Genomic DNA, 25,789 nt, shown 5'->3' with positions numbered 1-25,789 from the left:
CTTCGAAAGACCATAGGGTCGTTAAGACTTCCCGAACGGGCCGCCACGCGGCGGGCGCCCGTCGGCTCGATGCGCTAGCTGTTGGGCTGGGTCAGCGGAATGCCATCCCGCAGTTACAGCGTTGCAAATCTATGTTGGTATTCCGTCGATACAACAGTCGATAACCCGTGGCGTCATTTGTTTTGCGCGATTTAGCGCTTGACTACCGACAGATACAGCGATGTTCATCGCGCATTGCCCTCGCGAGAGCTGCCCATGGAAGACGACACCGCGTTACCGCAAGACGATCAGACCGATGTCATTGCTCTGACCGCCGACATCGTGTCGGCATACGTATCCAACAACTCCGTTCCGATGCCCGAACTGGCGACCCTTCTGTCGCGTGTCCATGAAGCCCTCACGGGGCTTGGTCAGGCCGGCGCGCCCGTCGAGCCGGACACCAGGAAGATCACGCCCGGCCAGATCCGGAAGTCGATCACCCCCGACGCGCTGATCAGTTTCATCGACGGCAAGCCATACAAGACCCTGAAGCGGCACCTGAGCGGCCATGGCCTTACCATCGAGGCTTATCGGGAGCGTTTCGGGCTGCCGCGCGACTACCCGGCCACCGCCGCCAACTACTCGGCCATGCGCGCCGAATTCGCCCGAACCGCGGGTCTCGGCCACAAGCGCCGCAAGCCGACCGAGCACGCCTCCGAGACCGCGCAGATGGTCGAGGCTCCGGCGGCAAAGCCCACCCGCGCACGCAAGCCGGCCTGAGGATGCACCCGATCCGGGGGGGGTCCCGGCGTCGGCCGCGATCCGGTAAACCGGCGACAAATCGGAGGTCTTCATCGGGCGACGACTTCCGATCATCGGGCTTTCGCGTTAGATCGGCTGACCAAGATCGGCGATCGAACCGACGGGCCGCGAGGAAACCCGAGATGATCCGCACGCGCTGCGTTGCGGCGGCCTGATGCCGTCCATCATCTGCTCCGGCCCGGACGACCGGGGCGCGCCGTTCGACTGGACACGCGCGGCCGCCCGCCTCTTCGATGTCGAAAACTCCGACGCCGGAGCGCCGAGCCGGTGCGCCCGGAGCCTGCGTCTGCACCCGTGAGCGGTTCGAAGACAGCCGCCGCCGAGGAGGATCATCATGGCCGAGTCTGAACTCGAACAGTCGGCGATGCGGCGCATCGGGTGGCGGCTGGTGCCGTTCCTGATCCTCGCCTACTTCGTGTCCTTCCTGGACCGCGTGAACGTCGGCTTCGCAGCCATCCAGATGAACCACGATGTCGGGTTGACCGCCACGCTGTTCGGCTGGGGCGCCGGCATTTTCTTCCTTGGCTACTTCCTGATGGAGGTACCCAGCAACCTGATGCTCGAGCGGTTCGGGGCGCGGCTCTGGATCGCCCGGATCATGGCGACCTGGGGCGTCATCTCAATGGCCATGGCGCTGGTTCAGGGGCCCTGGTCGTTCATTGCCCTGCGCTTCCTGCTGGGCGTGGCCGAGGCCGGGTTCTTCCCGGGCGTGATCCTGTACCTCACATACTGGTTCCCCTCGGCCTACCGGGCACGGATCGTCGGCATCTTCATGATCTCGATCCCGATCTCGTCGTTCCTGGGTTCGCCGATCTCCGGGGCGCTGCTCGGCCTGAACGGCTGGGGTCTGCGCGGCTGGCAGTGGCTGTTCATCCTGGAAGGCCTGCCCGCAATCCTGATGGCCGGGGCCGTGCTGTGGTTCCTGCCCGACGGGCCGCGCCACGCGAAATGGCTCCCGCCGGCCGAGCGGGACTGGCTGGAGGGACGCCTGAAGGAAGAATCCGCCCGGAACGCCGCGCGCAGCGGCGGTGCCGCCTCGCCGTCGCTCGGAACGATGCTGCGCGATCGGCGGCTGATTCTGTTCGCCGCCATCTATTTCGGCTCGACCGCCAGCAGCTACGGCCTGACCTTCTGGACCCCGCAGATCGTCAAGAGCTACGGCCTCGGCAATTTCGAGACCGGCCTGCTAAACAGCGTGCCCTACGGCGTCGCCTCAGTGGCGATGATCCTGTGGGGGCGGCACAGTGACCAAGTTGGCGAGCGGCGCTGGCACCTCGCCATCCCGTTCCTGGTCCTGGCCGCAGGGTTGGCGGGCGGGACCGTCCTGACTGGAATCCTTCCGCTGGTCGGGGCGCTGACCGTCGCGGCAGTCGGCGTCTACATGCTGAAGGGGCCGTTCTGGGCCCTGGCGACCGAGGAGCTGCCGCCGGCTGCGGCGGCTGCCAGCATCGCGGCGATCAACGCTGTGGGCAACCTCGGCGGATTCCTAGGCCCCTACCTGATCGGCGCGATCAAGGATGCAACCGGCAGCTTCACCCTGAGCCTGACGCCGCTGATCCTGTTCGCCCTGATATCGGCCGGCCTGTCGCTCGTTCCGGGCCGGGCACGCGCGGAGCTCGGCGCGTCGCGAACAGCGCCGGCCCGCTGACCGCCGGCTCCGTCACCCGACCGGGTTGGGCGGAGGCCGACCTATGCTAGAGCTTGCCGACACCGGAGCGATGCCAGGCCGAAAGGTGGTCGGGCATCGCTCCCGGTCGTCTGTCCGACGCGTGCTCGGCGGGCGGTAACGGGATCTGTGGAGTCGACGGCGTGCGTGCTGGTTCCCGATTGTCCGAGCGCTGGTTCAACTTCGCCCTCTGGCTCGTCGCGCTGCTGTTCGCCTGGTTTCTGATCGGGCTGGGCTCCCTGATCGTCGGTGACCTGCCGCAGGTGGAGCAGCACTACACCCTCGAGCAGTTCCTCGAATCCGACCAGGCCCGGGCATCGACCGACGCGCTGAAGCAGATCCGCCGGGAGATGGACGACAGCCGGCGCCGGACGGAGCGGGACCAACTCGCCCTCGATGCAGCTCAGGCAGCCTCGGAAGGCGCCCGCGAGACCTTCGCCAACTGGCTGAAGACCCGCGACGCGACGCAGCGCGTCGACCAGGATCCCGGACTCGTCGCGCGCACCCGGCAGCTCGACGCGCTCAAGGACGCCGAGCGGACGATCGAGGAGCGGCTGGCCGGGCTTGCCGAGACCCAACGCACGCTGTCCGAGCGGGAGCAGGACCAGAGCCGGGTGGACGGCGAACTGCGCGCGGCGGCCCAGCAGAAGCTCGAGGCGGCCGAGCGAGGCCAGGAACTCCGGGTGTTCGGCTACCGGCTCGCCCTGACCCTGCCGCTGCTGGTGCTCGCCGGATGGCTGCTGCTGAAACGGCGGAAAACGCGCAACTGGCCGTTCGTCTGGGGCTTCGCGTTCGCCGCCGCCTTCGCGTTCTTCGTCGAGTTGGTCCCGTACATGCCGAGCTATGGCGGCTACGTGCAGTACGGTGTCGGCGTGGCCGTGACGCTGGTCGGCGGACGGGCGGCGATCAACGCCCTTCATGCCTACCGCGCGCGTCAGGCGCTGGTCGAGGCACGGCCCAACGAAGAGCGCCGCACCGAGATCGCCACCGATCAGGCGCTGGCCCGGCTTGCCAAGAAAGTTTGCCCGGGCTGCGAGCGGCCGGTCGCGCTCGGCGATCCGAATACGAATTTCTGCCCCCATTGCGGGCTCGGCCTATTCGAGGATTGCCCGGCCTGCACACAGCGCAAGAGCACCTTCGAGCGGTTCTGCCACGCCTGCGGCACCGCGGGGACCGGCGCGGTTCTGCCGGCGGCGTAAGGCGCAGCCGTCACTCCGCCGAAGCCGGCGCCGGCCGTCCGAGCACCTGGCTCAGAACGCGCCCGAGCTGGTCGGCGGAATAAGGCTTGTGCAACAGCTCGAAGCCGTGGGTCCCCTCCTGGGCCAGGACGTGGCTGTAGCCAGAGGTCAGCAGAACCGGCAGCTCGGGTAGGCGGCGCGCCAACTCCTGGGCGAGCGCCAAGCCGCCCATCCCCGGCATGACCACGTCCGAGAACACCACCTCGAACCCGCCGCCGTCCCGGCCGAGCCGCTCCAGCGCCGCCTCGGCGTTGGCCGCCCAGACGGTCTCGTAGCCCAAATCCTGCAGGATCTGGGTGGCGAACTGGCCGACCTCGACATTGTCCTCGACCACCAGGACACGCTGCCCGGTGCCGAGCGGCGAGATCGTCGCCGGGACGCCCTCCGCCTCGTCGATCCGGCGATCGACCTCGACCTGCGGGAGATACAGGGTGAAGGTCGCCCCCTGCCCCGGCGCGCTGGTGACGTCGACGTTGCCGCCGGACTGCTTGGCGAAGCCGAACACCTGGCTGAGCCCGAGGCCGGTGCCCTTGCCGACCTCCTTGGTGGTGAAGAACGGCTCGAACAGACGGCCCAGGTCGGCCTCCGAGATACCCGCGCCGGTATCGGTCAGCGACACCGCCACGAAGGCGGTGTCGGCCCCGGCATGCCCGTGGATCGCCGGCATGGTGCGCCCGCCTGCGAGCCGCAGGGTCAACGTACCCTCCCCGTTCATGGCGTCCCGGGCGTTGACCGCCATGTTCACCAGCGCGGTCTCGAACTGGCTGACGTCGGCCCGGATATGGCAGGGCTCGTCCGGGACCTCGGCGATCACCCGGACCCGGGCGCCGATCACGGTGTCGAGCATGTCGGCGATCCCGCGGACCTTCTGTCCGACATGGAACACCTCGGGCTTCAGCGCCTGCCGGCGCGCGAAGGCGAGGAGCTGGCCGGTGAGCTTGGCGGCGCGGTCCACCGTGTCGGAGACGGCATCGAGGTAGCGGGCCTTGCGCGCCTCCGGCAGGTCGGGCCGGCGCAGGAAGTCCACGGACGAGCGGATGATCGTCAGCAGGTTGTTGAAATCGTGCGCGACGCCGCCGGTGAGCTGGCCGACCGCCTCCATCTTCTGCGACTGGCGCAGGGCGTCCTCGGTCCGCATCAGCTCGCTGGTCCGCTCGGCGACGCGCTGCTCCAGCGTGTCGGTGAGGGTGCGCAGCATCATGATGGCGCGGTCGCGCTCGGCCTCGACGGCCCGGCGGTCCTCGACGTTGATCAGCACCCCCGGAAAGCTGAGCGGCGTCCCGTCCGGCGCGCGGTCGACCCGGCCGTTCGCCTCGATCCAGTAGTACTTCCCGTCGGTGCGCCGCACCCGGTACTGGTGCGCGTAAGCGCCCCCGCGGGCGATAACCTCGTTGATCGCCGCGATCAGCCCCTGCCGGTCTTCGGGATGGACCGTGGCGATCACCTGCTCCAGGCTTAGCCCGACCCGGCCGAGGGCCGGATCGAGGCCGAAGCTGCGGGCGAAGGCCTCGTCCACGGTGAACGCATCGGCGGGCAGATCCCACACCCAGGTGCCGATGATCGCGCCGGCCGACAGGGCGAGCTGGATGCGGTCGGCATAGAGCTGAGCCAGCGCCTGGCTCGCCGTCAACCGCTGTTCCGCGAGCACGCGCTCGGTGGTCTCGACCACGACCGCGATCACCCCGGCCGGCTGCCCGGCCTCGTCGAGCACCGGCGAGTAGTCGAGATTCATCCAGACCTGCTCGGGCCGGCCGTAGCGATGCAGGGTGAGTTCCTGATCCTTGTAGGACAGCGTGCCGCCGGCGAGCCCCACCCGCATCACGTTGTCGTTGAAGTCGGCGACCTCGGGCCAACCCTCGCGTACCTTCGATCCGAGGAGTTGCGGGTGCCGCCCGCCCGCGAAGACCGAGTAGGCATCGTTGTAGATCATGATGCCGTCCGCGCCCCAAAGCAGCACGATCGGCACCGGCGACAGCAGCACGGTGCTGACCGCGGAGCGCAGGCTCTGGGACCAGCGGGCGATCGGGCCCAGCGGCGTAGTCGCCCAATCGTAGGCCCGGACGATCGCGCCCAGTTCGCCGCCTCCAGGCAGAAATGCGGCCGTGGCGCTCATGGCTTGCCCGAACCGAGCGGTCCTGCAGCAATCCCGCGCGCCGCCGGACCGAGCTCGCGATCGGTCGCGCAGGCCCGGTTGGCGGCCTGATGCACGTGCATCGCGGCCCGCGGTTCGGGCTTCGACGAGGTTGATACGGGTCCGCACACAGCCATGGCAGCCGCATCGCCCGTGGGGGGAAGGCTTACAAGCATCCGGTCGGCCGTCACCGCATGTTTTCGTCCAGAGGAGCCGCCCTGAGACCCGCCCGCCACACCCCGCTCGACGGCTCACGACGGGGCCGGGAAAGATCGGCGTCCGGAGCGAACGCGCATCCCGGCGGTTCGGTCGCAAACCGGCCGCATCTGCGGCGCCGCGACTGCGACGCGCGGAACCTGGCACGCGCGAACGGTCTTGGACCGACGGCGGCCCATGAGAACCGGCCTCGGCCGCGCTTGCTGGCCGCCGGGCGCATTCATAGATGGCGTCGATGACCCCGATCCCCTTCGACAACAGCTACGCCCGCCTACCGGAGCGCTTCTATGCGTCCCGCGCGCCGACGCCGGTAGCAGCACCGCGCCTGATCCGGCTGAACCGAGCGTTGGCCCAGGACCTCGGTCTCGACCCGGACTGGCTCGCGGGCCCTGAAGGCGTAGCGGCTCTGGCCGGGAACCGTGTCCCGGAGGGGGCGACACCGCTCGCGGCGGCCTATGCCGGTCATCAGTTCGGGCAGTTCGTGCCGCAGCTCGGCGACGGCCGGGCGATCCTGCTCGGCGAGGTGATCGACCGGGCGGGACAGCGCCGCGATATCCAGTTGAAGGGATCCGGCCCGACGCCGTTCTCCCGCCGGGGCGACGGCCGCGCGGCTTTGGGCCCCGTGCTGCGCGAGTACCTCGTCAGCGAAGCCATGGCGGCGCTCGGCATCCCGACCACCCGGGCGCTCGCCGCCGTCGCGACCGGCGAGGCGGTGGCGCGCGATACGGTCCTACCCGGCGCGATCCTGACCCGGGTGGCGGCGAGCCATATCCGGGTCGGCACGTTCCAGTTCTTCGCCACCCGGGGCGACGTCGAGGGCCTGCGGGCCCTCGCCGACCACGTGATCGCCCGGCACTATCCAGAGGCGACCGGGTCGGAGAAACCTTACCGGGCGCTGCTCGAAGGCGTGGTCGCCCGCCAGGCCGCGCTGGTGGCGCGCTGGCTCCTGGTCGGCTTCGTCCACGGGGTGATGAACACGGACAACATGTCGGTGGCGGGCGAGACCATCGATTACGGCCCCTGCGCCTTCCTGGACGCCTACGATCCCCGGACGGTGTTCAGCTCCATCGACCGGAACGGCCGCTATGCCTATGGCGAGCAGCCGCGCATCGCACTGTGGAACCTGACGCGCCTGGCCGAGACGCTGCTGCCGCTGCTGGCTCCGCACGAGACCGAGGCGGTCGCGGAGGCCGAGGCGGCGCTGGCCGGCTACGCCCCGTGCTTCGAGGCGGCCTATCACGGCGGCCTCAACGCCAAGCTGGGGTTGACCGGCATCCGGGACGGCGATCCGGCGCTGGCGGGCGACCTCATGAAACGGATGGCCGAGAATCAGGCGGACTTCACCCGCACATTCCGGTCCCTGTGCGCCGCTGCGGAACGGCCGGAGGCCGAGACCGCGCTGCGTGACCTGTTCGTCGATCCGACGGCGTACGATGCATGGGCGTCGCGCTGGCGCGCCCGGCTCGCCCAGGAGGACCGCGACCCCGCGGCAGCCGCGACGGCGATGCGGCAGGTCAACCCCGCCTTCATCCCACGCAACCACCGGGTCGAGGAGATGATCGAGGCCGCAGTGGAGCGTGACGATTTCGCACCCTTCGAAGCGTTCCTGGCAGTGCTCTCGCGCCCCTACGACGATCAGCCCGCGTCTGCCCCTTATGCCGAGCCACCCGAGGGCGGCGGCGTCGGATACCGCACGTTCTGCGGCACCTGAGCCGACGCGGCGCTCAGCGCTGCGGCCAGGCGTAGATCTCATGCAGGCTGCCGCCATGCCTGAACCAGTGCACGCCCGTCGCCGGATTGAAGCCGTGATCCTCATGAGACGCGGCGATCCCCGAGACGAGCGCCTGGGCCAGGTGTCGATCCGAAATCTCGTAGGCGAGCAGACGCGGATGATCCGCGCCGACCTGCGCCCGATCGCGAAGAAAGATGGAATATGATTTCATCTTCATCACACCTCAGACAATCTGTTGGACGAAAGCAGATGTCGAAGGCGGGGCGTTTGTTCAACACCACCGACCAGCAAGGTTAATGGTTTTTAACACAAATTCGAGCATTTTATCTGTCGAATGCTACCCTGCTTGCGCTGCCAAGCCATCCCCAGAGCGCATCGGCGGGCGGCGTTATCGGTCTGGATTCGCTTCCTAGAATTGGTTACCTGCCTGCGCAGGGCGGTACGTGCCGCCCTGGGGCGTGGAAACCCCTTGCTCGACGGTTTGGTGCCGGCCGCGACGGCACCCGAATCCTTGGCCGCGTGGGTCGGGGAGCCTGCGGCGCATGTCCAGGTGTTCCGGCACTAAAGGTCGTAGGGACCGTTCGAGCACGGTTTTCCAACTCCCCGACTATGGGTGGTTCAGGAGGCTTGTCTGCGGGGACGTACCGCGGACACGAGCCTATCGGGGGTGGCCCATGGGCTCCGATGGTCCCGAACTGCGCGCGCGCCAGCTTGCGGCTCTGCGGGCTGCCTACGAGGCCTGTGCCAGACAGGCCGACGATCGTGCCGGCACCAGCGCCGCGCTCCACGCCCGCGCGCTGCTGGGCCGGATCCTGGTCCTCCTGGGCGGGTTGGAGGAGCGGGCGGAGCCCCGACGATAGCGCCACTCTCGCTCGCGCCGCCATCAGACAGGACCAGCGCGGCAAGATTCACCGTGCCGGCCGATTCCGTCTCCTCTCCACATCGGCGGGAAAGGCTCCAGCGTGCCCGCGCCTCAACCCGCTGCTAGGCTCAGCCCTCCCATCGCCGGGTCCCACAATGCGTCACCCCACCACGCAACAGGTCGGATCGCGCTGGCTTGCCCGGGCGGCGCTGCTCGGAGCCGGGCTGATCGCGCTCGCTCCGGCCGCGAGGGCGGGTGCGCGCCCGAATTACGAGAGCGACCGGCGCGGTATCTTCCTGGGCTTCCTCAACGCTCCCGGGCCCGGCGATGCGATAGCCCGCTCACCCCGTCTCGGCCTGTCATTCGGAGGCGAGGCCAGCCCGGTGCTCGTCGACACCGGCTCCACCGGCATCGTCGTGTCGGCCGGGCGCATCCCGAATGTCGATGCCCTGCCAAGCCGGCCCGGTCGCCTGACCTACACGAGTTCCGGCCGGATCATGATCGGTCGCTGGGTGACCATCCCGGTGACCCTGTCGGGCCGCGACGGCGCCAGGGTCTCGACGCGGCCGATGCCCGTGCTGGCGGTTGACCGGATCGACTGCACCGAGAAGGCCCGCTCCTGCACCCGGGAGGAGGCCCCCGGGCACGTGGCCATGCTGGGGATCGGCTTCGGGCGGGAAGACGACAGCCAGACCCAGAGCACGCCGGACACCAATCCGCTGCTTAACGCAGAGCCGCCGGGTCCCGGCCCGGTGCATCGCGGCTACGTCGTGACCAGAACGGGAGTGCATGTCGGGCTGACGCGCGCCAACACCCGGGGGCGCTTCCGCTTCGTGAAGCTCGATCCGCATCCGCGGGTCTCGGGCGACTGGCTTGGCGTACCGGTCTGTATCGTGGTGAACGGTCGGGAGCCGGGCGCCTGCGGTCGCGCGCTGATCGACACCGGCGTGACCGGCATGTTCCTGACGCTCCCGCCCGAGCAAGTCACTGAGAGACTCCGCACCGATGGCGCCGGCCGCGACGCGCTCGTCCCCGGGACGCGGCTTAGCTTTAGCTTCGGCGACGCGGCCGGCTACGCGATCACGAGCGGCGATACCGCCTCGCCCCTGGCGCCGGAGCGCATCGTCCTCAACACCACGCGTCCGCTGCCCTTCGTCAATACCGGTCTGCGCCTGCTCAACGGCTTCGACGTCCTGTACGACGCCGACGGCGGCTTCTACGCCTTCCGCGCCCGGCGGACGGATGGCGAACCTTGATGCCCGTCGCCTCGGCCCTGGAACCTGCCATGCTGCGAACCGCCCTCATCGGATTCCTGATCGCCCTGCCTGCCGTCGGCTCCGCCGCGGAGGCGGATTGCACGCAGGCGCCCGATCAGACGGCGGCGAATCTCTGTGCAGCCCAGAACTTCGCGCAGGCCGACGCGGAGCTGAACCGGCGCTACGCCGCCCTGCGCGACAAGCTCGACAGCAACGGCCGGCACAACCTGGTGGCGGCGCAGCGGGCCTGGATCGCCTTCCGCGACCTCGAGTGCAACCTGCGCACCGGCTACGACGCCTCGGCGCCCGATGCCAACGGAACGATCGCGCCCCTGCTCGACGGCACCTGCAAGACCGAGCTGACCCGCCAGCGCATCCGGGACCTGACCGCGCAGATCAAGTGCCCGGGCGGCGACCTCGCCTGCGCACCCTGAACGGGATACTGACCCGCCTCAGATCACCTCGTAGGCGAACAGGAACGCGACGCCGGTGATGCCCATGAGGCCGAGCAGGAAGAAGTTGTCCGCCACCTGCTCGGCGAAACGGCTGATGCGCGGCCGGGCCTCGAGCCGCGTCGACAGGTAGGACAGGATCGCGCTCAGCAGGAACAGGACGGCGACGATGCCGCTGTAGACGTCGACCTGGCTGGGGCCCGAATAGTGCTCCAGCAGCTTCACCAGACCAATCAGCGTAGTGCTGATACCAATCATCGTGCTGGCGGTCGGGAGGATGTGACGGGATTTCTCCCCGTCCTTCACACCGGGCAGGCTCACCGATCATCCCCCTCGCGCCGCGTCCAATCCTGGCCGGTATGCGCGGGACCGATTGATAACCGGTATGCGCATCGGTGTAGTCCCGGCGAAGGCTCCGGGCGTCCGACAGCCCGATCGTCGGTCAGACCTCGCGTTAACACGGGCCGCGGCCGCGCGATCCCGCGCAGTCAATGCGAAGCGTACGACCCGCGGCCGCGGAACGTTCGCTTAACGCGAAGAACAGCGGACGCGGCAGGCGGGTCCGCGCCCCGGCCGCCTGACGCCCCCGATCCAGGTCGATGGGTCCGGATTCGGTGACCCAGGCGGGGCGCGGATCATGCCGGGCGAGGGCCCGACATCCGATCGTCTGCACTGCGCCGTCGCCCCCTCCCCGGTGGCCGACGTGCGGCGGAGTGATGATCGCGTCGGGAGGAGGAATTCCTGCGATCCGGGCGGTCGAACTCCGAGCGATGATTTTAATCCAGGCTTTATTTACGGATCAGGGGATTTACCGAAAGCCTAAATACGTGGATAATCACAACATCAAAATCTATTCAAGATGCATACAAGATAAATTGCGCGATCTCTACATGGGCAAAGCAGATGGAAGACAAAGAACTAAAGCTTGCGATCATAATAAATTGCTTTAATTACGAGGATTACGTTCGAAATTCGATCGCGAGTGTACTCTCCCAGGATACGACCCACTGCGATGTCATCGTCGTCGATGACGGATCGACTGATCGTTCGTGGGAGGTGATCGAGCAGTTCAATGTTCGCGCGTTCAGGAAAAAGAACGGCGGACAAGTCAGCGCCTGCCGATACGGCGTGTCGAAAACGGATGCCCCGTTCATCCTGTTCTTGGATGCCGACGACGAACTGGTTCCGGGCTCGATACAGACGATCATCCGGCATCTCGATGCGGACATCGCGAAACTACAGTTCCCTCTGCTTCGCATCGACAGCAACGGCACGCCGCTCGGTACGTCTTTTCCGAATCTGGCGAACGGCCGGGGGCGCGCCACGTTCGTCAAGGCCATCGAGAGGGCGGGGACCTACATCTCGCCACCGACCTCGGGCAACGTGTTTCGCAGGGACCTGTGCGCGCTCCTGGAGGACGCCCATTACGATTCGGCCGTCGACGGCGTGATGCTGCTGGCCGCACCGTTCTACGGTGACGTCGTGAGCCTGTCCGAACCGCTCGGCCGCTACAGATTGCACAGCAAGAACAAGTCCGGCACCAATCGGACGCCGACGGTGGGCCTGATCAGAAAGCACCAGAAACGGTTCGTCGATCGGCTGGAACATCTCAGAGTCGCCCTGACCGACAGGGATGGATCCTGCAAGATCGGCTCGCCGACCCGCATGTATATGCATGCTCGGTACAATAATTACTGTGATATACTGGAGATGCGCCGCATCAGCTGGGCGGGCGTCGTCGTCACGGTCGGATCGTTCCCGACCTGGTACAGCCCGCTCAAGCGCGTGTCCGTCGTGCTGTTCCTGCTGGCCTGCAGAGTCCTGCCGCTCCGGACGGTCCGATCGCTCCTGGAGACGCGTCTGACCGGGAGTTGGAGGCCTGTCGTGTCGAACATCCGCACGTTGGGCATGGCCCGGTCGAGCTGACGGGCCGCAACCGGCCTTTGCCCGCATCCGGCAGCGATCAAGGACCATCGGACCCGGCAGGGAGGGGCGGCACACGCGTCCCGGACTCGGGACGACCGGTGCCCGTGCCGGCGAGCACCGGAACGGGCGCGCAAGACGAAGCGACCGCGGCGACGGCAACAGCGAGATTTCCGAGGCATAAGGCTCGCCCGCGATAGTCCGTTCGGGCTATTTTTGCCCACCGGCCCGGAACGTGCTTGGATGCAGGCGCTGGAACGACGCGTCTCGACGGGGGCATCGGTTCCGGATGTCTGCGTGCGGCCCGATACCGGGCCCGCTCATCTTCGGAGGCCTGACCACCGGCATGAAAAACGCCACCTCTTGCTGTTCCAGGAGCGTCACGTCCGGGAGCGCGACGCGTCCGCACCGGGCGGCGGCGCGGTAGGATGACGGACGCGGAGCCGCCGGACGTGATCGTCGTCGGAGCGGGCGTCATCGGGCTGTCCGCCGCCCTGGCCCTGCGCGCGCGCGGCCTGTCGGTCACGGTGCTCGACCGGGAGGGCCCGGCGGCCGGGGCGAGCGCCGGCAATGCCGGCGCCTTCGCGTTCACCGACATCCTGCCGCTGGCCTCGCCCGGCATCCTCCGGAGGGCGCCGCGCTGGCTGCTCGATCCGCTCGGGCCGCTCTCGGTGCCGCCGGCCTACGCGCCCCGGATCCTGCCCTGGATGCTGCGCTTCTGGCGGGCCTGCGCGCCGGAGCGCGTCCGCCGGGCGACAGCCGCGCAGACCGCGCTCATGGATTTTTCGCGGGACACGCTGGAGCCGTTCCTCGAGGCCACCGGCACGGTGGCGATGCTGCGCAAGGACGGCAACCTCCAGGTCTACGAGGGGCAGGCGGAGTTCGAGGCCGCGCTGCCGGGCTGGCAGGTGCGGGCCGATCACGGCATCGCCTTCACGCATCTCGACGCCGCCGGCATGGCGGCGCTGCAGCCCGGCCTGGCGCCCCGGTTCACGCACGGGACCTTCACCCCCGGCTGGTACTCGATCGCCGACCCGAAAACCTACGTGCTCGCCCTGGCCGGGCGCCTGCGGGACGAAGGCGGCGCGATCGCGCGGGCCGAGGTCACGGCGCTGCGCCCCACGGCCGACGGCGTCGCCGTCGTGACATCCGCCGGCACCCGCAGGGCCGGACAGGTCGTGGTCGCGGCCGGGGCCTTCTCGCACCGCATCGCCCGCACCCTGGGCGAGCGGATCCCGCTGGAGACGGAGCGGGGCTACAACACGACGCTGCCCGCGGGCGCCCTCGACCTGCGCACGCAGGTCACCTTCGGGGGCCACGGCTTCGTGGTGACGCGGCTGTCGTCCGGCATCCGGGTCGGCGGCGCGGTGGAACTCGGCGGCCTCGACCGGCCGCCGGATTTCCGGCGCTCGGAGGCGATGCTGCGCAAGGCCAAGACCTTCCTGCCGGGCCTGAACACCGAGGGCGGGCGGCCCTGGATGGGCTTGCGCCCGTCGCTGCCCGATTCCCTGCCGGCGATCGGCCATGCCGCGGCCACGCGACGGGTCGTCTACGCCTTCGGGCACGGCCATCTCGGGCTGACCCAGTCGGCGGGCACCGCCCGCCTCGTCGCCGACCTCGTCACCGGCGCGGCGCCGGCGATCGACCTCGCGCCGTTCTCGCCCCAGCGCTTCCGATAGGGCTTCGCCTATGGCCAACCACACCTTCTCGTGCCTCGACGGCCATACCTGCGGCAACCCGGTCCGCCTCGTCTCGGGCGGGGGCCCGATCCTCGAAGGCGGCACCATGCTGGAGAAGCGCGCTCATTTCCTGCGCACCTACGACTGGATCCGCACCGGGCTGATGTTCGAGCCGCGGGGCCACGACATGATGTCGGGGGCGATCCTGTATCCGCCGACGCGGCCCGATTGCGACGTGGCGGTGCTGTTCATCGAGACCAGCGGCTGCCTGCCGATGTGCGGCCACGGCACCATCGGCACGGTCACCATGGCGATCGAGAACGGCCTGGTCACCCCGCGCGCGCCGGGGCGGCTCTCGATCGACGCGCCGGCCGGCAAGGTGGACATCACCTACCGGCAGGAGGGCCGCTTCGTGGAGGAGGTACGGTTGCGCAACGTGCCGGGCTATCTCCACGCCGAAGGGCTGACCGCGCATCTCGATGGGGTCGGCGAGATCGTGGTGGACGTCGCCTACGGGGGCAACTTCTACGCCATCGTCGAGCCCCAAAAAAACTTCCGGGACATGGCCGATCACACCGCCGGGGACCTCATCGCCCGGTCGCCGAAGCTGCGCGCGGCGCTCAACGCCAAGTACGCGTTCGTCCATCCGGAGCATCCGGAGATCCGGGGCCTGTCCCACATCCTGTGGACCGGCGCGCCGCGCCACCCCGAGGCCCAGGCCCGCAACGCCGTGTTCTACGGCGACAAGGCGATCGACCGCTCGCCCTGCGGCACCGGCACCTCGGCCCGCATGGCGCAGCTCGCCGCCAAGGGCCGGCTGAAGGTCGGCGACGATTTCGTGCACGAATCGATCATCGGCTCGCTGTTCCGCGGCCGGGTCGAGGCCGCGACCACGGTGGCCGGCAAACCCGCGATCGTGCCCTCGGTGGCCGGCTGGGCGCGCCAGACCGGGATCAACACGATCTTCATCGACGACCGCGATCCGTTCGCGCACGGCTTCGTGGTGGCGTAGCCGCCGGCGAGGCAGGGCAGCGCCATACGCGCAGCCCCCTCAGGGCGCGAGCCGGGTGAACACGAAGTCGTGGTTCCGGACGTTGGCCTGATGGCAGGCGAAGCAGGTCTCGTGCTGGGCCGCGTCCGTGGGCGTGCCGTCGATGAAGCGGCCGAACCCCCAGCCGCCGGTTTCCGGGTAGCGCTTCGAATCCTTGACCATGACCTGGATCGTGGTCGCCGCCCCGGGGACGAAGGCGGGCTCGAATTCCCGGGAGGGGGTGCGTTTCCAGGCGCGCTTCACCAGGACCGTCCCGTCCGGGAAGGGCAGCGTACCCGCCCGGTAGGCCTGCAGCGCCGGGGCGTTGCCCACCACCGCTCGCAGCTCGTCGAGGGCGCCGGTCTCCTGCGCGACCCCGATGAGCGGCCAGTCGCGAAAACCGTCCGGAACGGTCACGCCGTAAAGCGGCGACGCTTCGGGCGCGGTCCCGGCACGGAGGGCGGCGGCGCCCAGCAGGGCGGCCGCCAGCAGGCTGGACGCAGCAACGGTGATGGCACGCATCGCAGGCTCCTATGCCGTCTCAGGCCGATCCGGACGCGGGGGACCTCAGGCCGAGGCCGCATCGATGACGGCCTGCGCGAAGGCGTGCGGCGCCTCCTGGGGCAGGTTGTGGCCGATCCCGCCGGTGATCGGCCGGTGCGCGTAGCGGCCGGTGAATTTCCCGGCATAGGTCGCGGGCTCCGGATGCGGGGCGCCGTTGGCGTCGCCTTCGAGCGTGATCGTCGGCACGGCGATCTCCGGCGCCCGCGCCAGCCTTTCCTCGAGGGCCTCGTAGCGCGGCTCGCCCTCGGCGAGCCCGAGCCGCCAGCGGTAATTGTGGATGACGATGGCGACATGGTCGGGGTTGTCGAAGGACCGGGCGCTGCGGGCGAAGGTCGCGTCGTCGAACGCCCAGCGCGGCGAGGCGCTCTGCCAGATCAGCCGGGCGAAGGCGTCGCGATACGCTTCGTAGCCGGCCCGGCCCCGGCTGGTGGCGAAGTAGAACTGGTACCACCAGGACAGCTCGGCCTTCGGCGGCAGCGGCGCCTTGCCGGCCTCCTGGCTGCCGATCAGGTAGCCGCTCACCGAGACGAGGGCGTCGCACCTGTCCGGCCAGAGCGCCGCGACGATGCAGGCCGTCCGGGCGCCCCAGTCGAAGCCGCCGAGCACGGCGCGGGGGATGCCGAGGGCGTCCATGAGGGCGATGACGTCCACCGCCAGAGCCGCCTGCTCGCCGTTGCGGATCGCGTCCTTCGCGAGGAAGCGGGTCGTCCCGTAGCCGCGCAGATGCGGCACGATCACCCGATGGCCGGCCGCGGTGAGGATCGGGACGACCTCCGCGAAGGCGTGGATGTCGTAGGGCCAGCCGTGCAGCAGGATGACCGCCGGACCGTCGGCGGGGCCGGCCTCGACATAGCCGACATCGAGCATTCCGGCCTCGACCTGCTTCAGCGTGCCGGGCATGGTTCCGGCCGCGGAGGCTCCCGTCTCGGCCCGCGCGACGCCGATGCGGCCCAGCTCGGCGACCGCCACGGTCGCGGCCGTGGCGCCGAGGAGCCGGCGGCGGCTCCGGTCGATGGTCTCGGGAGGGGGTTCGGGGCGCGTGTCGGCGGGCATGGAGGCCTCCGCTTTGACGGATCTTCGAGTGCGCGAAGACTGCATCACGGGCCGGCATCGCGCTCGAACACAGATTCGAGATAGCTCTCGGAAGCGCTTGTGTCTTACAGGGCGGTGCCTGTGGCCGTCCATCGTCCCGAACGGTGGCCGAAGACTTTCGGGACGCCGGTGTTACTCACGGCGTCGGCGACACGATCTCCGCTCGCATCCCCGCCACGATCGCATCACTGGGACAGGGTGCGCAGCTCGCCGCGGGCGAGGCCGACCAGGGTCCGGCCGAGCAGCCACAGGATCACCAGCATCGCCAGGGCCAGGAGCGCCAGGGCGGTGCCGTCGGCGAGCGCGCCCGGCATCGCGGTCGCGACGCGCAGGGACGCCACCGCGGCGGCGGCGAGGGGAAAGCTCACCGCCCACCAGGCGACCCGGAACGGGCAGGCCTGGACGAGGCGGGCGAGCTTGGGCAGCAGCACCGCCAGCAGGAACAGCGCGACGGCGTAGAGCGCCTGCGCGAACAGGTCGATCGTCCCGGTGGTCGCCACGTAGGTCGAGAACCCGACCGCGAACGGGGCGATCAGGATCAGCAGCGCCGGCTGCAGCGCCACCGGAAGCGGCGCCTCGAACAGCAGGCGCGACAGGATCAGGGTGAACAGCGGCACCGCGAAGAACAGGCCGACCGCCAGCCCGAACATCATGACCGCGTGCATCGGCGGCAGGCCCAGCCCCGGCAGGGCGAGCGGCACGTCGAGGAGGCCCACCACCGGGACGATCCAGGCCGGCGTCGCGTGCGCCGCCTGCTGGCGCTCGCTCAGCCACCGGGTCACGATCAGCCACGCGAACAGGGTCATGCCGACGGCGCCCAGCACCCACAGGACCTGCGCGACGAGGAGGTTCGCCCGCGCCAGCGGGATCGGCAGCAGGAGAAGGCTGATCAGGGGCGTCCCGAACAGGTTGCCGGCGATCGGATGGACAAACTCGGCGCGCACCGCCTGCGGGGCGATGGCGGCCTTCACGGCGTAGCCCGCCGCGATCGCCACGAAGGCGGCGAGCGCCGCGTAGCCCAGGACGTCGGCGATCCAGGCCGGCGCGGCGTAGCGGGCCTGGGCCAGGCTCCAGGCGACGCTGAGGCCGGTCAGGCCCATCACCGCGGCGAACAGGCCGACCGGCAGCGCCTCGACCTGCCGCCAGCCCGCCGGGGTGGCTTTCGGCGTGTCGGGGGCCTTGCGCGCGGTCAGCGCGGCCTCGGACGGATCCGCGACCCGGTCCACCACATCCAGCATCGGTTGCCTCCAAGATGGACCCGATACGCCCGTTCCCCGTCGTCCGCCTGCCGGACGCGTCCCCGACAGGCGTCAGGCCGCGGAGAGCTTGGTGTTGGCGATCGGGAGGGCGCGGATGCGCTGCCCGGTGAGGGCCGCGACCGCGTTCAGCACGGCGGGCGGCACCCCCGGAAGCCCCGGCTCGCCGACGCCGCCCATCGGCGCGCCGCTCTCGACGATGCGCACGTGGACCGCCGGCATGTGCTCCCGGCGCAGGATCGGGTAGGTGTCGTAATTCTGCGCCTGGCGCACGCCGTCGCGGTAGACGACCTGCTCGAACAGCACCGACGAGAGGCCCAGCGCCGCGGCGGACTCGACCTGCGCCCGCACGATCGCCGGGTTGACGACGCTGCCCGGGTCGAACGCGATCCACAGGGTGTGGACCCGGGCCTCGCCGCCCGTGACCGACACCTCGGCGATCGTGGCCGTCTCCGACCCGAACGGCGAGGCCATGGCGAGGCCGCGGGCGCGCGTGCCGCCCTCGGCCGCGTAGGGCCCGCGCCGCCAGCCGCCGGACATCTCGGCCACCGCGGCGAGCAGCGCCAGGTGGCGCGGGCTGTCCTTCAGGAGCGCCTGGCGCAGCGCGAACGGGTCCTGCCCGCCGCCCTGCGCGATCTCGTCGAGGAAGCTCTCGTAGAACGCGTCGTTCATCGAGTGGCCGACGGAGCGCCAGAACGCGATGGTCACCGGGTGGGCGAGCTTGGTGAAGGTCATCCGCCGGTTCGGGATGGCGTAGGGCTTCTCGACGATCCCCTCCACGGCGGAGGAATCGATCGGGTTCTTGAACAGCGCCCCGAAATAGCGCCCGATCGGCCCCTCGCCGACGGTGCGGACCTCGATGGCGCTCGGCCGGCCCTCTGCGTCCAGGGCGGCCCGGAAGCGGCTGTAGCTGAGCGGGCGCAGGGCGTCGGAGCGGAACTCCTCCTCGCGCGACCACAGCACCTTCACAGGACGCTTGGTCGCCTGCGCGAGGCGGATCGCCTGCGGGAACGGGTTGGCGGGTCCGTAGGCGAAGTGGCGGCCGAAGAAGCCGCCGAGCATCGGCGAGTGGATCCGCACCTGCGCCGGCTGCAGGCCCGCGACCTGGGCGGAGATCGCCTGGAACAGTTCTGGCATCTGGTTGGGCAGCCAGAGGTCGAGCGTCCCGTCCTCGGCAAAGCGCGCCAGCGCCGAGGGCGGCTCGAGCTGGGCGTGGGCCAGATAGGGCGCCTCGTACTCCGCCTCGACGACCTTGGCGGCCTTGGCGAAGGCGTCGGCGGTGTCGCCCACCGCCTCGGCGGCGAGGCCCGGATCGGCCGAGGCCTTGAGCGCCGCCACCATCCCGTCGGACGAGAAGTCGGCGGCCACCGTGTCGAGGCCGCTCGGCTTGGGCGCCGACCAGCGCACGGTGAGCGCCTCGACCGCCTTGCGGGCCCGCCACCAGCTGTCGGCCGCGACCGCGACGGCGCCCGGCAGGCGATGCACCGAATGGACGCCCGGCATGGCGCGGATGTCCGCCTCGTTGGTGAGCGCCTCCGGCTCGGTGCCGAGATGCGGCGCGTGCTGCACGGCGGCGTACAGCATGCCGTCGAGTTTCTGGTCGATCGCGTAGACCGCCTGCCCGGTCGCCTTGTCGTGCACGTCGAGCCGCGGGACCGGCTGGCGGATGTACCGGAAGGTCGCCGGGTCGCGCAGCTGGACGGCCTCGTTCGGCTTCAGCAGCAGGGCGTCGGCCGCCAGGTCGCCGTAGGGCAGCGAGCGGTCGGTCGCCGCGTGCAGCACGACCCCGTCGCGGGTGGTGAGTTCTGATTCCTGGACCTTGAGCCGGGCCGCGGCGGCGCGGATCAGCATGTCGCGGGCGGTCGCGCCGAGCCGGCGCATCACCGCGTAGCTCGACCGGGTCGAGAAGCTGCCGCCGGTCATGCGCAGGCCGTTCACCACGGCGTAGTCGGGACCGGGCGGCGCGCATTCCACGACGAACCGCGCGGGCGGCACGTCGAGCTCCTCGCCGACGATCTGCGCCATGCCGGTGGCGATGCCCTGGCCACCCTCGACGAAGGGGCTGAGCAGCTTGACGGTGCCGTCCGGGTGGATCTCCAGGAAGGCCGCGACCCGCGTGCCGGGCTTGGGCGCGATCGCGCCCGCTCCCTCCGCGGGCCCCTGCGCCTGGGCGTGGGCGCTGCGGCCGGGCAGCGCCACGCTGAGCACCAGCGCACTGCCGGCGGCCGTGAGGAAGCCGCGCCGCGATGCGGCGCGCGGCAGCTTTTCGACCACGGTCACGGCGTCCGCCGGGGCCGGAGCGAGGAACCGTTCCAGAAACTGTTCCATGCCGCCCTCCTCAGGCCGCGGCCTGCCGCACGGCGGCGGCGATGGCGTTGTAGGTTCCGCAGCGGCACAGGTTGGTCATCGCGTCGGCGATGTCGGCATCGGTGGGGCGCGGCGTCTGCTTGAGCAGGGCGGTCGCGGCCATGACCTGACCCGACTGGCAATAGCCGCATTGCGGCACCTGCAGCGACACCCAGGCCGCCACGACCTTCCGGCCGACCGCGTCCTGCTCCACCGCCTCGATCGTGGCGACGGGCTGCGTGCCGACGCTCTCGATCGGGATCTGGCAGGAGCGCGTAGCCTGCCCGTCGAGCAGCACCGTGCAGGCCCCGCATTGGCCGATGCCGCACCCGTACTTGGTGCCGGTCAGGCCGAGCGTATCACGCAGGACGAACAGTAATGGCGTATCGGGCTCGGCATCGACTGCATGTTGGCGACCATTGATCGACAGGTTCACCATGATCGTGTCCGTCCGAATATCAGCAGGGCCTGCACCATGCTTAAGCGTGGCCCTGCCCGCCGCCTACGCCATAAAGGCCTCGTTTTCGGACATGGTCCGCGTCACATCACGGCAAGCGGCCCGGCGGCCTGGCGGATCCGCCGGGGAACCTCGCCGTAGACCCGGAGGAACGACCGGCGCATCCGCTCGCGGTTGGCGAACCCGACCGCCTGGGCGATCGCCTCCAGCGGCAGCCGGCTCTCCTCCAGCATCAGCTTGGCCGCCTCGACCCGGATCGTCTCGACCGCCTTGGCCGGCGAGGTTCCGGTCTCGGCGCGGAACAGGCGCGTCAGCTGGCGCGGGCTCAGGCAGGCCACCGCCGCCAGGTCCTCGGCGGTCAGGGACTTGGGGAGGTTGCGGCGGGCGTAGGCCAGGACGCTCTGGATCCGATCGGTCGGCGGATCGACATCGAGCAGGGCCGAGCGCTGCGCCTGGCCGCCGGACCGGCGCCGCTCCATCACCAGCCCCCGGGCGACCGAGGTGGCGAGGTCCCGGCCGTGGTCGCGCTCGACCATGCCGACCGCGAGGTCGATGGCCGCCGACATGCCGGCCGAGGTCCAGATGTTGTCGTCGGCGATGTAGATCTTGTCGACGTCGAGCTTGCAGGCGGGGTAGCGCGCGCGGAAATGGGCCGCGAAGTACCAATGCGTGGTCGCGCGCCGCCCGTCGAGGATACCCGCATCGGCCAGGATGAAGGCCCCCAGGCACAGGCCGGCGAGCCGGCGGGTCGATTGCGCGGCGGCGCGGATATAGGCGGCGAGCCCCGGCGCGGTCGTCGGGATGCCGACGCCGGCCGCGACCAGGATCGTGTCGAAGGCGTCCGGCTCGGCCAGCGGCTCGGTGGCGACGTCGGCGCCCAGGCCGGCCCGGAGCCGACCGCCCAACTCGGAATGCAGGCGGACGTCGTAGAGCTTCTCGCCCGCATACCAGTTCGCCATCTCGAACGGCGAGGTCACGGCCAATCCCATGAAGTCGAAATCGGGGCAGAGGACGAGGCCGATGCGACGCGCCGCTGCCATGATGAACCGTCCCGTTCCGCCCCGGTATCGGATTTTGTATTAGCATTCCTTTCGGCATAGGGCGAACGGTAGAAGCACATCCCGACGGGCGCGACGCGGTTTCCGCACCGGATACGGATCAACCGCCGCGCCGACGGAGCGCATGACCGAGACCCGCGCCGCGGATCCTTCGCGCGGGCCGCGAGATCTCGAAGCCCGCCGGGCCCATCGGAAACACCGATCGGTCGATCCCTCAGTGAAGCAGGACGTCCCCGGAGATCGTACGGAGTTCGGCGGGCGTCACGAGCTGGCAGTGCATGACCTTCACCGAATGCACCGGGCCATCCAGCTTCTCCTGCCAGAAGGCCAGGAACTTCTTCAATTCGGGCAGTTGAGGAAACAGATCGAGCTGCTGCCAGATGAATGTCTGGAGAAGATGCGGATAATCGGGAAGGTGGTAAAAGATTTCCGCCGTCGTCAGGCTGTATCCGTCGATCCAAGAGGGTCGCTTTATCGAGGTCGCCATCACCCAACTCACGCAAGCCGGTTGACCGAGACGCCAGGCTAACCCAGGCGGTTTGCCACCTCAAGGAATCGATTGGCGATGACCCCGCGGTTTGACGGAAGCTGGTGCCACCCCGCGCCCGCGTGAACACGAAGCTTGCGGGGCGAGGGCCGGCGGATGGCGCCGGGCGCGTCGTGCCACAGGACGGCCGTCGGCAGACTCGGCCCTGCGCGCCGAGCTGCCGCCGAAGCCGGAGGCGGCGACCGGCCTCGCCGGACACATTCCTCCCATCGTATTGGGCAACAACACGAAAATTCTTTCGTCTTGTCCTGTTCGCCGATCGAAGACGATTGACGACGAACCGCACCACGCCGATCGTGAAGATCTGCATCATCCCGTCCGCAGAGGTGCCGGTTTTGCCTACGGAACGCATCGTCCTGAGCGAGAACATCGCCGCCACGGCCCACGCGATCTTCGCGCAGGCGGGATTCGGCGCGGTCCAACCGCTGTCCCACGCCTTCGGCCTCGCCGAGGCGGCGCGCCTCGCCGACACCAACGTGCTCGGGATCCGCTCGCGGACCACGGTCACGGCGGAGCTGCTCGACGCGCTGCCCGACCTGACCGTGATCGGCTGCTTCAGCGTCGGGACCAACCAGGTCGATCTCGAGAGCGCCCGGGCGCGCGGCGTGCCCGTCTTCAACGCGCCGTTCTCGAACACCCGCAGCGTCGCCGAACTCACGATCGGCGAGATCGTGATGCTGCTCCGGCGCATCCTGCCGCGCTCGGCCTCCGCGCATGCGGGCGGATGGGACAAATCCGCGACGGGCGCCTTCGAGGTCCGCGGCAAGATTCTGGGGATCGTCGGCTACGGCAATATCGGCTCGCAGCTGTCCAATCTCGCCGAGGCGATGGGCATGCGCGTCGTATTCCACGACCTGACCGACAAGCTGCGCCACGGCAACACCGAGCCGGTGGACAGCCTGGAGACCCTGCTCGCCGTGAGCGACGTGGTCAGCCTGCACGTCCCCGAGACCCCGGCGACGCACGGGCTCATGAATGCGGCGCGGATCCGCGCCATGAAGCCCGGCGCCTACCTGATCAACAACAGCCGCGGGACGGTGGTGGACCTGGAGGCCCTGGCCGGGGCGCTGCGGGAGGGCCGTCTCGGCGGCGCGGCGATCGACGTCTTCCCGGTCGAGCCGACCTCCAACGCGGAGCGCTTCGTCTCGCCGCTCCAGGGCCTCGCGAACGTGATCCTGACCCCGCATATCGGCGGATCGACGGAAGAGGCGCAGGACCGCATCGGCGCGGAGGTCGCCCGCAAGCTGGTGGAGTACGCCCAGACCGGCTCGACGCTGAGCGCCGTCAACTTCCCGCAGGTGCAATTGCCGCCGCGCCTGTCCGGCGCACGCTTCCTCCACGTGCACCGGAACGTGCCCGGCGTCCTGGGCAAGATCAATACGGTCTTCTCGGGCCGCGCGCTCAACATCGACGCGCAGTATCTGCAGACCGACGGCGATTTCGGCTACGTGGTCGTGGATGCGTCGGTGGAGCGGACGGAGGCGGATGCGGTGCTCCAGGCGCTGCGGAGCATCGACGGCACCGTGCGCGCCCGGCGCCTGATTCCCCGGGCCGCGTGAGCAGCGCCGGCGTGGAGCAGTACGTCCCGGGCCGAAACCCGTCATTCCACGAACGCAGCCCGTATTCGCCGCCGCCCTGAAGCTTTGCTTTCCTGAATTCAAAATCTCTGGCAGCTTGTGAGGCCTCGAACGCGGGCGGAGCCGGTCTCCGCCGGCGTCCGGGATCGTTCGTCGCCGCGCCGGGGCCGTCCGCGGCCGGCGCCGCGCGATGGCCAAGGGAGACCCTCGCATGCCGCTTCCACCATCGGGGCCGCGCTCGACCCTGACCTCGCTCGCCGTCATCGCGGCCGTCTGCGTCGGCGCGACCGGGGCGCTCGCCTACACGGCGGGCTGGCTCTCCCCCGACCGCCTGACGCCCACGAAGCTCGTCGACGCGCTCGCGCCGCCGACCGGCCCGGTTCCCGGGTATCGCCGCAACCACGCCAAGGGCATCTGCTTCACCGGTACGTTCGAGGCCAACGGCCAGGGCAGCGCGCTCTCGCGGGCACGCGTCTTCGCGACCGGGCACCATCCGGCCCTGGGGCGGTTCAACCTCGGCACCCCCAATCCGGGCGCGCCGGATGCCACCGTCCGGGTGCGGGGCCTGGGGCTGCAGATCACGGCGGACGACGGCGCGGTGTGGCGCACCGCCATGATCAACGCGCCGGTCTTCCCGGTTTCCACCCCGGAGGCGTTCTACGCCCTGCTGCGGGTCCCGGCGAGCAAGGAGCCGAACGCGATGGCGGCCTTCGTCGCCGCGCATCCGGGGTTCGCCCCGTTCGGCGCCTGGGCCAAGAGCCCCGACTGGACTGCGAGCTATGCGCAGGAGCCCTACAACAGCCTCAACGCCTTCCGGGTCACCGACGCGTCCGGCGCCGAGCGGGCGGTGCGCTGGTCGTTCCGTCCCGAGGCGCAGGCGGAGCGGATCACGCCCGAGGACCTGGCCAAGCGCGGCCCCGCCTACCTGGAGCAGGAGATCACGGACCGGGTCGCGGCCGGGCCGCAACGCTGGACGCTTGTCCTCACGGTCGCCGAGCCCGGCGACCCGACCGCCGATCCGAGCCGGGCCTGGCCGGAGGGACGGCGCAGCGTGGAGGCGGGCACCCTGGTGGTTCAGCGCATCGAGCCCGAGGCGGACGGCCCCTGCCGCGACATCAACTTCGATCCGACGATCCTGCCGGACGGCATCCGGGTCTCCGACGACCCGTTCCCGGCGGCGCGCTCGGCGGCCTACGCGCGATCCTACGACCTCCGCACCGCGGAGGAGAAGGACTATCCCGGGCGCACGGCGGAGGCGCGGCGATGACGACAGACGGCAAGCGCTTCACGGGCGGCCAGCGGCTGCTGCACTGGTCGATGGCCGCGTGCATCGTCGCGATGTTCTTCATCGGGGTCGGCATGGTCTCGACGATCATGCCCACATACGTGCCGCTGCTCGCGACCCATAAGACGCTGGGCGTGGCGATCTTCGTCCTCGCCCTGATCCGGCTGGCGGTGCGGGCGCGAAGCGGGAGCCCGCCCCTGCCGGCCGACCTGCCGGCGCCGATGAAGCTCGCCGCGCACCTGTCCCATTACGGGCTCTACGCGCTCATGTTCGCCATGCCGCTTCTGGGTTGGGCGATGCTGTCGGCCGGGGCCTACCCGGTCGTGCTCTACGGCGGCCTACGCCTGCCCGCGATCCTACCGCAGAACGCCGCGCTCCATACGCTGCTGTGGAACGCGCATTTCTACCTCGCCTTCGCGTTCTTCGCCCTGGTGCTGACCCATGTGGCGGCGGCGCTGTTCCACGCGCTGGTGCGCCGGGACGGCGTGTTCGAGGCGATGGCCCCGGTCGGATCGCGGAGCGGCGCGGCGCCCCGATGAGCCGGCGCCCAGCGCTCGGGCACCGCTCTAGGGTGTGAACCGCACCAAGCTCTTGCGAGCTCTGTGATTTTGTGATTCAGGG

22 protein-coding genes and 2 pseudogenes are annotated in these 25,789 nt (G+C 69.9%); 13 read left to right on the top strand and 11 right to left on the bottom strand.

What is annotated here, in order from left to right; genetic code table 11:
• Window positions 1-255 precede the first annotated feature (255 nt).
• The 3 genes from MFF40_RS24305 to MFF40_RS24295 all read left to right on the top strand — a co-directional run bounded on the left by MFF40_RS24305 (window position 256) and on the right by MFF40_RS24295 (window position 3,666).
• On the top strand, window positions 256-759 hold the full coding sequence (locus MFF40_RS24305) for a Ros/MucR family transcriptional regulator (RefSeq protein ID WP_147853804.1): 504 nt from the start codon (window positions 256-258) through the stop codon (window positions 757-759).
• A gap of 376 nt (window positions 760-1,135) precedes the next feature.
• Window positions 1,136-2,449 carry an MFS transporter gene (locus tag MFF40_RS24300; RefSeq protein WP_147897068.1) on the top strand — a complete coding sequence of 438 codons (1,314 nt, stop codon included), beginning with the start codon at window positions 1,136-1,138 and terminating at the stop codon, window positions 2,447-2,449.
• 161 nt (window positions 2,450-2,610) lie between these two features.
• Window positions 2,611-3,666, top strand: a complete 1,056-nt coding sequence (locus MFF40_RS24295) for a zinc ribbon domain-containing protein (protein WP_147853802.1) — start codon at window positions 2,611-2,613, stop codon at window positions 3,664-3,666.
• A 10-nt stretch (window positions 3,667-3,676) separates the two neighbouring features.
• On the opposite strand, the gene MFF40_RS24290 is transcribed toward MFF40_RS24295, so the two are convergent.
• Window positions 3,677-5,221 (bottom strand): PAS domain-containing hybrid sensor histidine kinase/response regulator family protein, encoded by a 1,545-nt coding sequence (locus MFF40_RS24290; RefSeq protein WP_438804102.1) that lies wholly within the window; start codon window positions 5,219-5,221, stop codon window positions 3,677-3,679.
• A 123-nt stretch (window positions 5,222-5,344) separates the two neighbouring features.
• Window positions 5,345-5,818: pseudogene (locus MFF40_RS29095) on the bottom strand (PAS domain-containing protein); the annotation flags it as partial.
• A 469-nt stretch (window positions 5,819-6,287) separates the two neighbouring features.
• Here MFF40_RS29095 and MFF40_RS24285 point away from each other — a divergent pair.
• On the top strand, window positions 6,288-7,763 hold the full coding sequence (locus MFF40_RS24285; protein ID WP_147853800.1) for a protein adenylyltransferase SelO: 1,476 nt from the start codon (window positions 6,288-6,290) through the stop codon (window positions 7,761-7,763).
• Window positions 7,764-7,776: 13 nt separating this feature from the next.
• On the opposite strand, the gene MFF40_RS24280 is transcribed toward MFF40_RS24285, so the two are convergent.
• Window positions 7,777-8,001 (bottom strand): hypothetical protein, encoded by a 225-nt coding sequence (locus MFF40_RS24280; RefSeq protein ID WP_147853799.1) that lies wholly within the window; start codon window positions 7,999-8,001, stop codon window positions 7,777-7,779.
• 457 nt (window positions 8,002-8,458) lie between these two features.
• Between MFF40_RS24280 and MFF40_RS24275 the strand changes: the two genes are divergently transcribed.
• The 3 genes from MFF40_RS24275 to MFF40_RS24265 all read left to right on the top strand — a co-directional run bounded on the left by MFF40_RS24275 (window position 8,459) and on the right by MFF40_RS24265 (window position 10,336).
• Window positions 8,459-8,644, top strand: a complete 186-nt coding sequence (locus MFF40_RS24275; protein ID WP_147853798.1) for a hypothetical protein — start codon at window positions 8,459-8,461, stop codon at window positions 8,642-8,644.
• A 157-nt stretch (window positions 8,645-8,801) separates the two neighbouring features.
• The gene (locus MFF40_RS24270) at window positions 8,802-9,902 is read left to right on the top strand and encodes a hypothetical protein (protein WP_147897067.1); all 1,101 of its coding nucleotides are present in this window, start codon (window positions 8,802-8,804) and stop codon (window positions 9,900-9,902) included.
• Between the two features lie 29 nt (window positions 9,903-9,931).
• Window positions 9,932-10,336, top strand: coding sequence for a lysozyme inhibitor LprI family protein (locus MFF40_RS24265; protein ID WP_147853796.1), 405 nt, complete (start codon window positions 9,932-9,934; stop codon window positions 10,334-10,336).
• A gap of 18 nt (window positions 10,337-10,354) precedes the next feature.
• Here the strand turns inward: MFF40_RS24265 and MFF40_RS24260 are convergent, their stop codons facing one another.
• Window positions 10,355-10,675, bottom strand: coding sequence for a hypothetical protein (locus MFF40_RS24260; RefSeq protein WP_147897066.1), 321 nt, complete (start codon window positions 10,673-10,675; stop codon window positions 10,355-10,357).
• A 582-nt stretch (window positions 10,676-11,257) separates the two neighbouring features.
• Between MFF40_RS24260 and MFF40_RS24255 the strand changes: the two genes are divergently transcribed.
• The 3 genes and pseudogenes from MFF40_RS24255 (at window position 11,258) to MFF40_RS24245 (ending at window position 14,968) form a co-directional block, all read left to right on the top strand.
• Complete coding sequence (locus MFF40_RS24255; protein WP_147897065.1) at window positions 11,258-12,280, top strand: glycosyltransferase family 2 protein; 1,023 nt, start codon at window positions 11,258-11,260, stop codon at window positions 12,278-12,280.
• Between the two features lie 371 nt (window positions 12,281-12,651).
• Window positions 12,652-13,956: pseudogene (locus tag MFF40_RS24250) on the top strand (NAD(P)/FAD-dependent oxidoreductase); the annotation flags it as partial.
• A gap of 10 nt (window positions 13,957-13,966) precedes the next feature.
• Window positions 13,967-14,968, top strand: coding sequence for a 4-hydroxyproline epimerase (locus MFF40_RS24245; RefSeq protein WP_147897063.1), 1,002 nt, complete (start codon window positions 13,967-13,969; stop codon window positions 14,966-14,968).
• A 39-nt stretch (window positions 14,969-15,007) separates the two neighbouring features.
• Here MFF40_RS24245 and MFF40_RS24240 read toward each other — a convergent pair whose 3' ends face one another.
• The 7 genes from MFF40_RS24240 to MFF40_RS24210 all read right to left on the bottom strand — a co-directional run bounded on the left by MFF40_RS24240 (window position 15,008) and on the right by MFF40_RS24210 (window position 22,246).
• Window positions 15,008-15,508 (bottom strand): cytochrome P460 family protein, encoded by a 501-nt coding sequence (locus MFF40_RS24240; RefSeq protein ID WP_147897062.1) that lies wholly within the window; start codon window positions 15,506-15,508, stop codon window positions 15,008-15,010.
• 45 nt (window positions 15,509-15,553) lie between these two features.
• A complete protein-coding gene (locus tag MFF40_RS24235; RefSeq protein WP_147897061.1) occupies window positions 15,554-16,603 on the bottom strand; it encodes an alpha/beta fold hydrolase in 1,050 nt (349 codons plus the stop codon).
• A gap of 224 nt (window positions 16,604-16,827) precedes the next feature.
• Window positions 16,828-17,880 carry an SLAC1 anion channel family protein gene (locus MFF40_RS24230; RefSeq protein ID WP_238262558.1) on the bottom strand — a complete coding sequence of 351 codons (1,053 nt, stop codon included), beginning with the start codon at window positions 17,878-17,880 and terminating at the stop codon, window positions 16,828-16,830.
• Window positions 17,881-17,952: 72 nt separating this feature from the next.
• A complete protein-coding gene (locus tag MFF40_RS24225) occupies window positions 17,953-20,226 on the bottom strand; it encodes a xanthine dehydrogenase family protein molybdopterin-binding subunit (protein ID WP_238262557.1) in 2,274 nt (757 codons plus the stop codon).
• A gap of 10 nt (window positions 20,227-20,236) precedes the next feature.
• The gene (locus MFF40_RS24220; RefSeq protein ID WP_147857322.1) at window positions 20,237-20,683 is read right to left on the bottom strand and encodes a (2Fe-2S)-binding protein; all 447 of its coding nucleotides are present in this window, start codon (window positions 20,681-20,683) and stop codon (window positions 20,237-20,239) included.
• Window positions 20,684-20,784: 101 nt separating this feature from the next.
• Window positions 20,785-21,741, bottom strand: coding sequence for a GlxA family transcriptional regulator (locus MFF40_RS24215; protein ID WP_147897060.1), 957 nt, complete (start codon window positions 21,739-21,741; stop codon window positions 20,785-20,787).
• 232 nt (window positions 21,742-21,973) lie between these two features.
• Complete coding sequence (locus MFF40_RS24210; RefSeq protein ID WP_147857324.1) at window positions 21,974-22,246, bottom strand: usg protein; 273 nt, start codon at window positions 22,244-22,246, stop codon at window positions 21,974-21,976.
• Window positions 22,247-22,641: 395 nt separating this feature from the next.
• Here MFF40_RS24210 and serA point away from each other — a divergent pair, with 395 nt between their 5' ends.
• The 3 genes from serA to MFF40_RS24195 all read left to right on the top strand — a co-directional run bounded on the left by serA (window position 22,642) and on the right by MFF40_RS24195 (window position 25,707).
• Entirely contained in the window at window positions 22,642-23,865 is a 1,224-nt protein-coding gene (gene serA / locus MFF40_RS24205; protein WP_147897075.1) for a phosphoglycerate dehydrogenase, read from the top strand.
• A 229-nt stretch (window positions 23,866-24,094) separates the two neighbouring features.
• Complete coding sequence (locus tag MFF40_RS24200) at window positions 24,095-25,150, top strand: catalase family peroxidase (protein ID WP_147897059.1); 1,056 nt, start codon at window positions 24,095-24,097, stop codon at window positions 25,148-25,150.
• On the top strand, window positions 25,147-25,707 hold the full coding sequence (locus MFF40_RS24195; RefSeq protein ID WP_147897058.1) for a cytochrome b: 561 nt from the start codon (window positions 25,147-25,149) through the stop codon (window positions 25,705-25,707). Before MFF40_RS24200 ends, MFF40_RS24195 begins: the two co-directional genes overlap by 4 nt.
• The last annotated feature ends 82 nt before the right edge of the window (window positions 25,708-25,789 follow it).

The organism is Methylobacterium mesophilicum, assembly GCF_022179445.1.
GTDB classification, from domain to species: Bacteria; Pseudomonadota; Alphaproteobacteria; order Rhizobiales; family Beijerinckiaceae; genus Methylobacterium; species Methylobacterium mesophilicum.
The sequence above is the reverse complement of the archived record's forward strand: the minus strand, read 5'-3'. Positions and strand labels throughout refer to the sequence as shown.

Excerpts from the sequence above, each read along its gene's own strand:
- MFF40_RS24305 (WP_147853804.1), top strand. The coding sequence starts at position 256 with ATGGAAGACGACACCGCGTTACCGCAAGACGATCAGACCGATGTCATT.
- MFF40_RS24300 (WP_147897068.1), top strand. The coding sequence starts at position 1,136 with ATGGCCGAGTCTGAACTCGAACAGTCGGCGATGCGGCGCATCGGGTGG.
- MFF40_RS24285 (WP_147853800.1), top strand. The coding sequence starts at position 6,288 with ATGACCCCGATCCCCTTCGACAACAGCTACGCCCGCCTACCGGAGCGC.
- MFF40_RS24280 (WP_147853799.1), bottom strand. The coding sequence starts at position 8,001 with ATGAAGATGAAATCATATTCCATCTTTCTTCGCGATCGGGCGCAGGTC.
- MFF40_RS24275 (WP_147853798.1), top strand. The coding sequence starts at position 8,459 with ATGGGCTCCGATGGTCCCGAACTGCGCGCGCGCCAGCTTGCGGCTCTG.
- MFF40_RS24270 (WP_147897067.1), top strand. The coding sequence starts at position 8,802 with ATGCGTCACCCCACCACGCAACAGGTCGGATCGCGCTGGCTTGCCCGG.
- MFF40_RS24265 (WP_147853796.1), top strand. The coding sequence starts at position 9,932 with ATGCTGCGAACCGCCCTCATCGGATTCCTGATCGCCCTGCCTGCCGTC.
- MFF40_RS24255 (WP_147897065.1), top strand. The coding sequence starts at position 11,258 with ATGGAAGACAAAGAACTAAAGCTTGCGATCATAATAAATTGCTTTAAT.
- MFF40_RS24245 (WP_147897063.1), top strand. The coding sequence starts at position 13,967 with ATGGCCAACCACACCTTCTCGTGCCTCGACGGCCATACCTGCGGCAAC.
- MFF40_RS24240 (WP_147897062.1), bottom strand. The coding sequence starts at position 15,508 with ATGCGTGCCATCACCGTTGCTGCGTCCAGCCTGCTGGCGGCCGCCCTG.
- MFF40_RS24235 (WP_147897061.1), bottom strand. The coding sequence starts at position 16,603 with ATGCCCGCCGACACGCGCCCCGAACCCCCTCCCGAGACCATCGACCGG.
- MFF40_RS24230 (WP_238262558.1), bottom strand. The coding sequence starts at position 17,880 with ATGCTGGATGTGGTGGACCGGGTCGCGGATCCGTCCGAGGCCGCGCTG.
- MFF40_RS24225 (WP_238262557.1), bottom strand. The coding sequence starts at position 20,226 with ATGGAACAGTTTCTGGAACGGTTCCTCGCTCCGGCCCCGGCGGACGCC.
- MFF40_RS24220 (WP_147857322.1), bottom strand. The coding sequence starts at position 20,683 with ATGGTGAACCTGTCGATCAATGGTCGCCAACATGCAGTCGATGCCGAG.
- MFF40_RS24215 (WP_147897060.1), bottom strand. The coding sequence starts at position 21,741 with ATGGCAGCGGCGCGTCGCATCGGCCTCGTCCTCTGCCCCGATTTCGAC.
- MFF40_RS24210 (WP_147857324.1), bottom strand. The coding sequence starts at position 22,246 with ATGGCGACCTCGATAAAGCGACCCTCTTGGATCGACGGATACAGCCTG.
- MFF40_RS24200 (WP_147897059.1), top strand. The coding sequence starts at position 24,095 with ATGCCGCTTCCACCATCGGGGCCGCGCTCGACCCTGACCTCGCTCGCC.
- MFF40_RS24195 (WP_147897058.1), top strand. The coding sequence starts at position 25,147 with ATGACGACAGACGGCAAGCGCTTCACGGGCGGCCAGCGGCTGCTGCAC.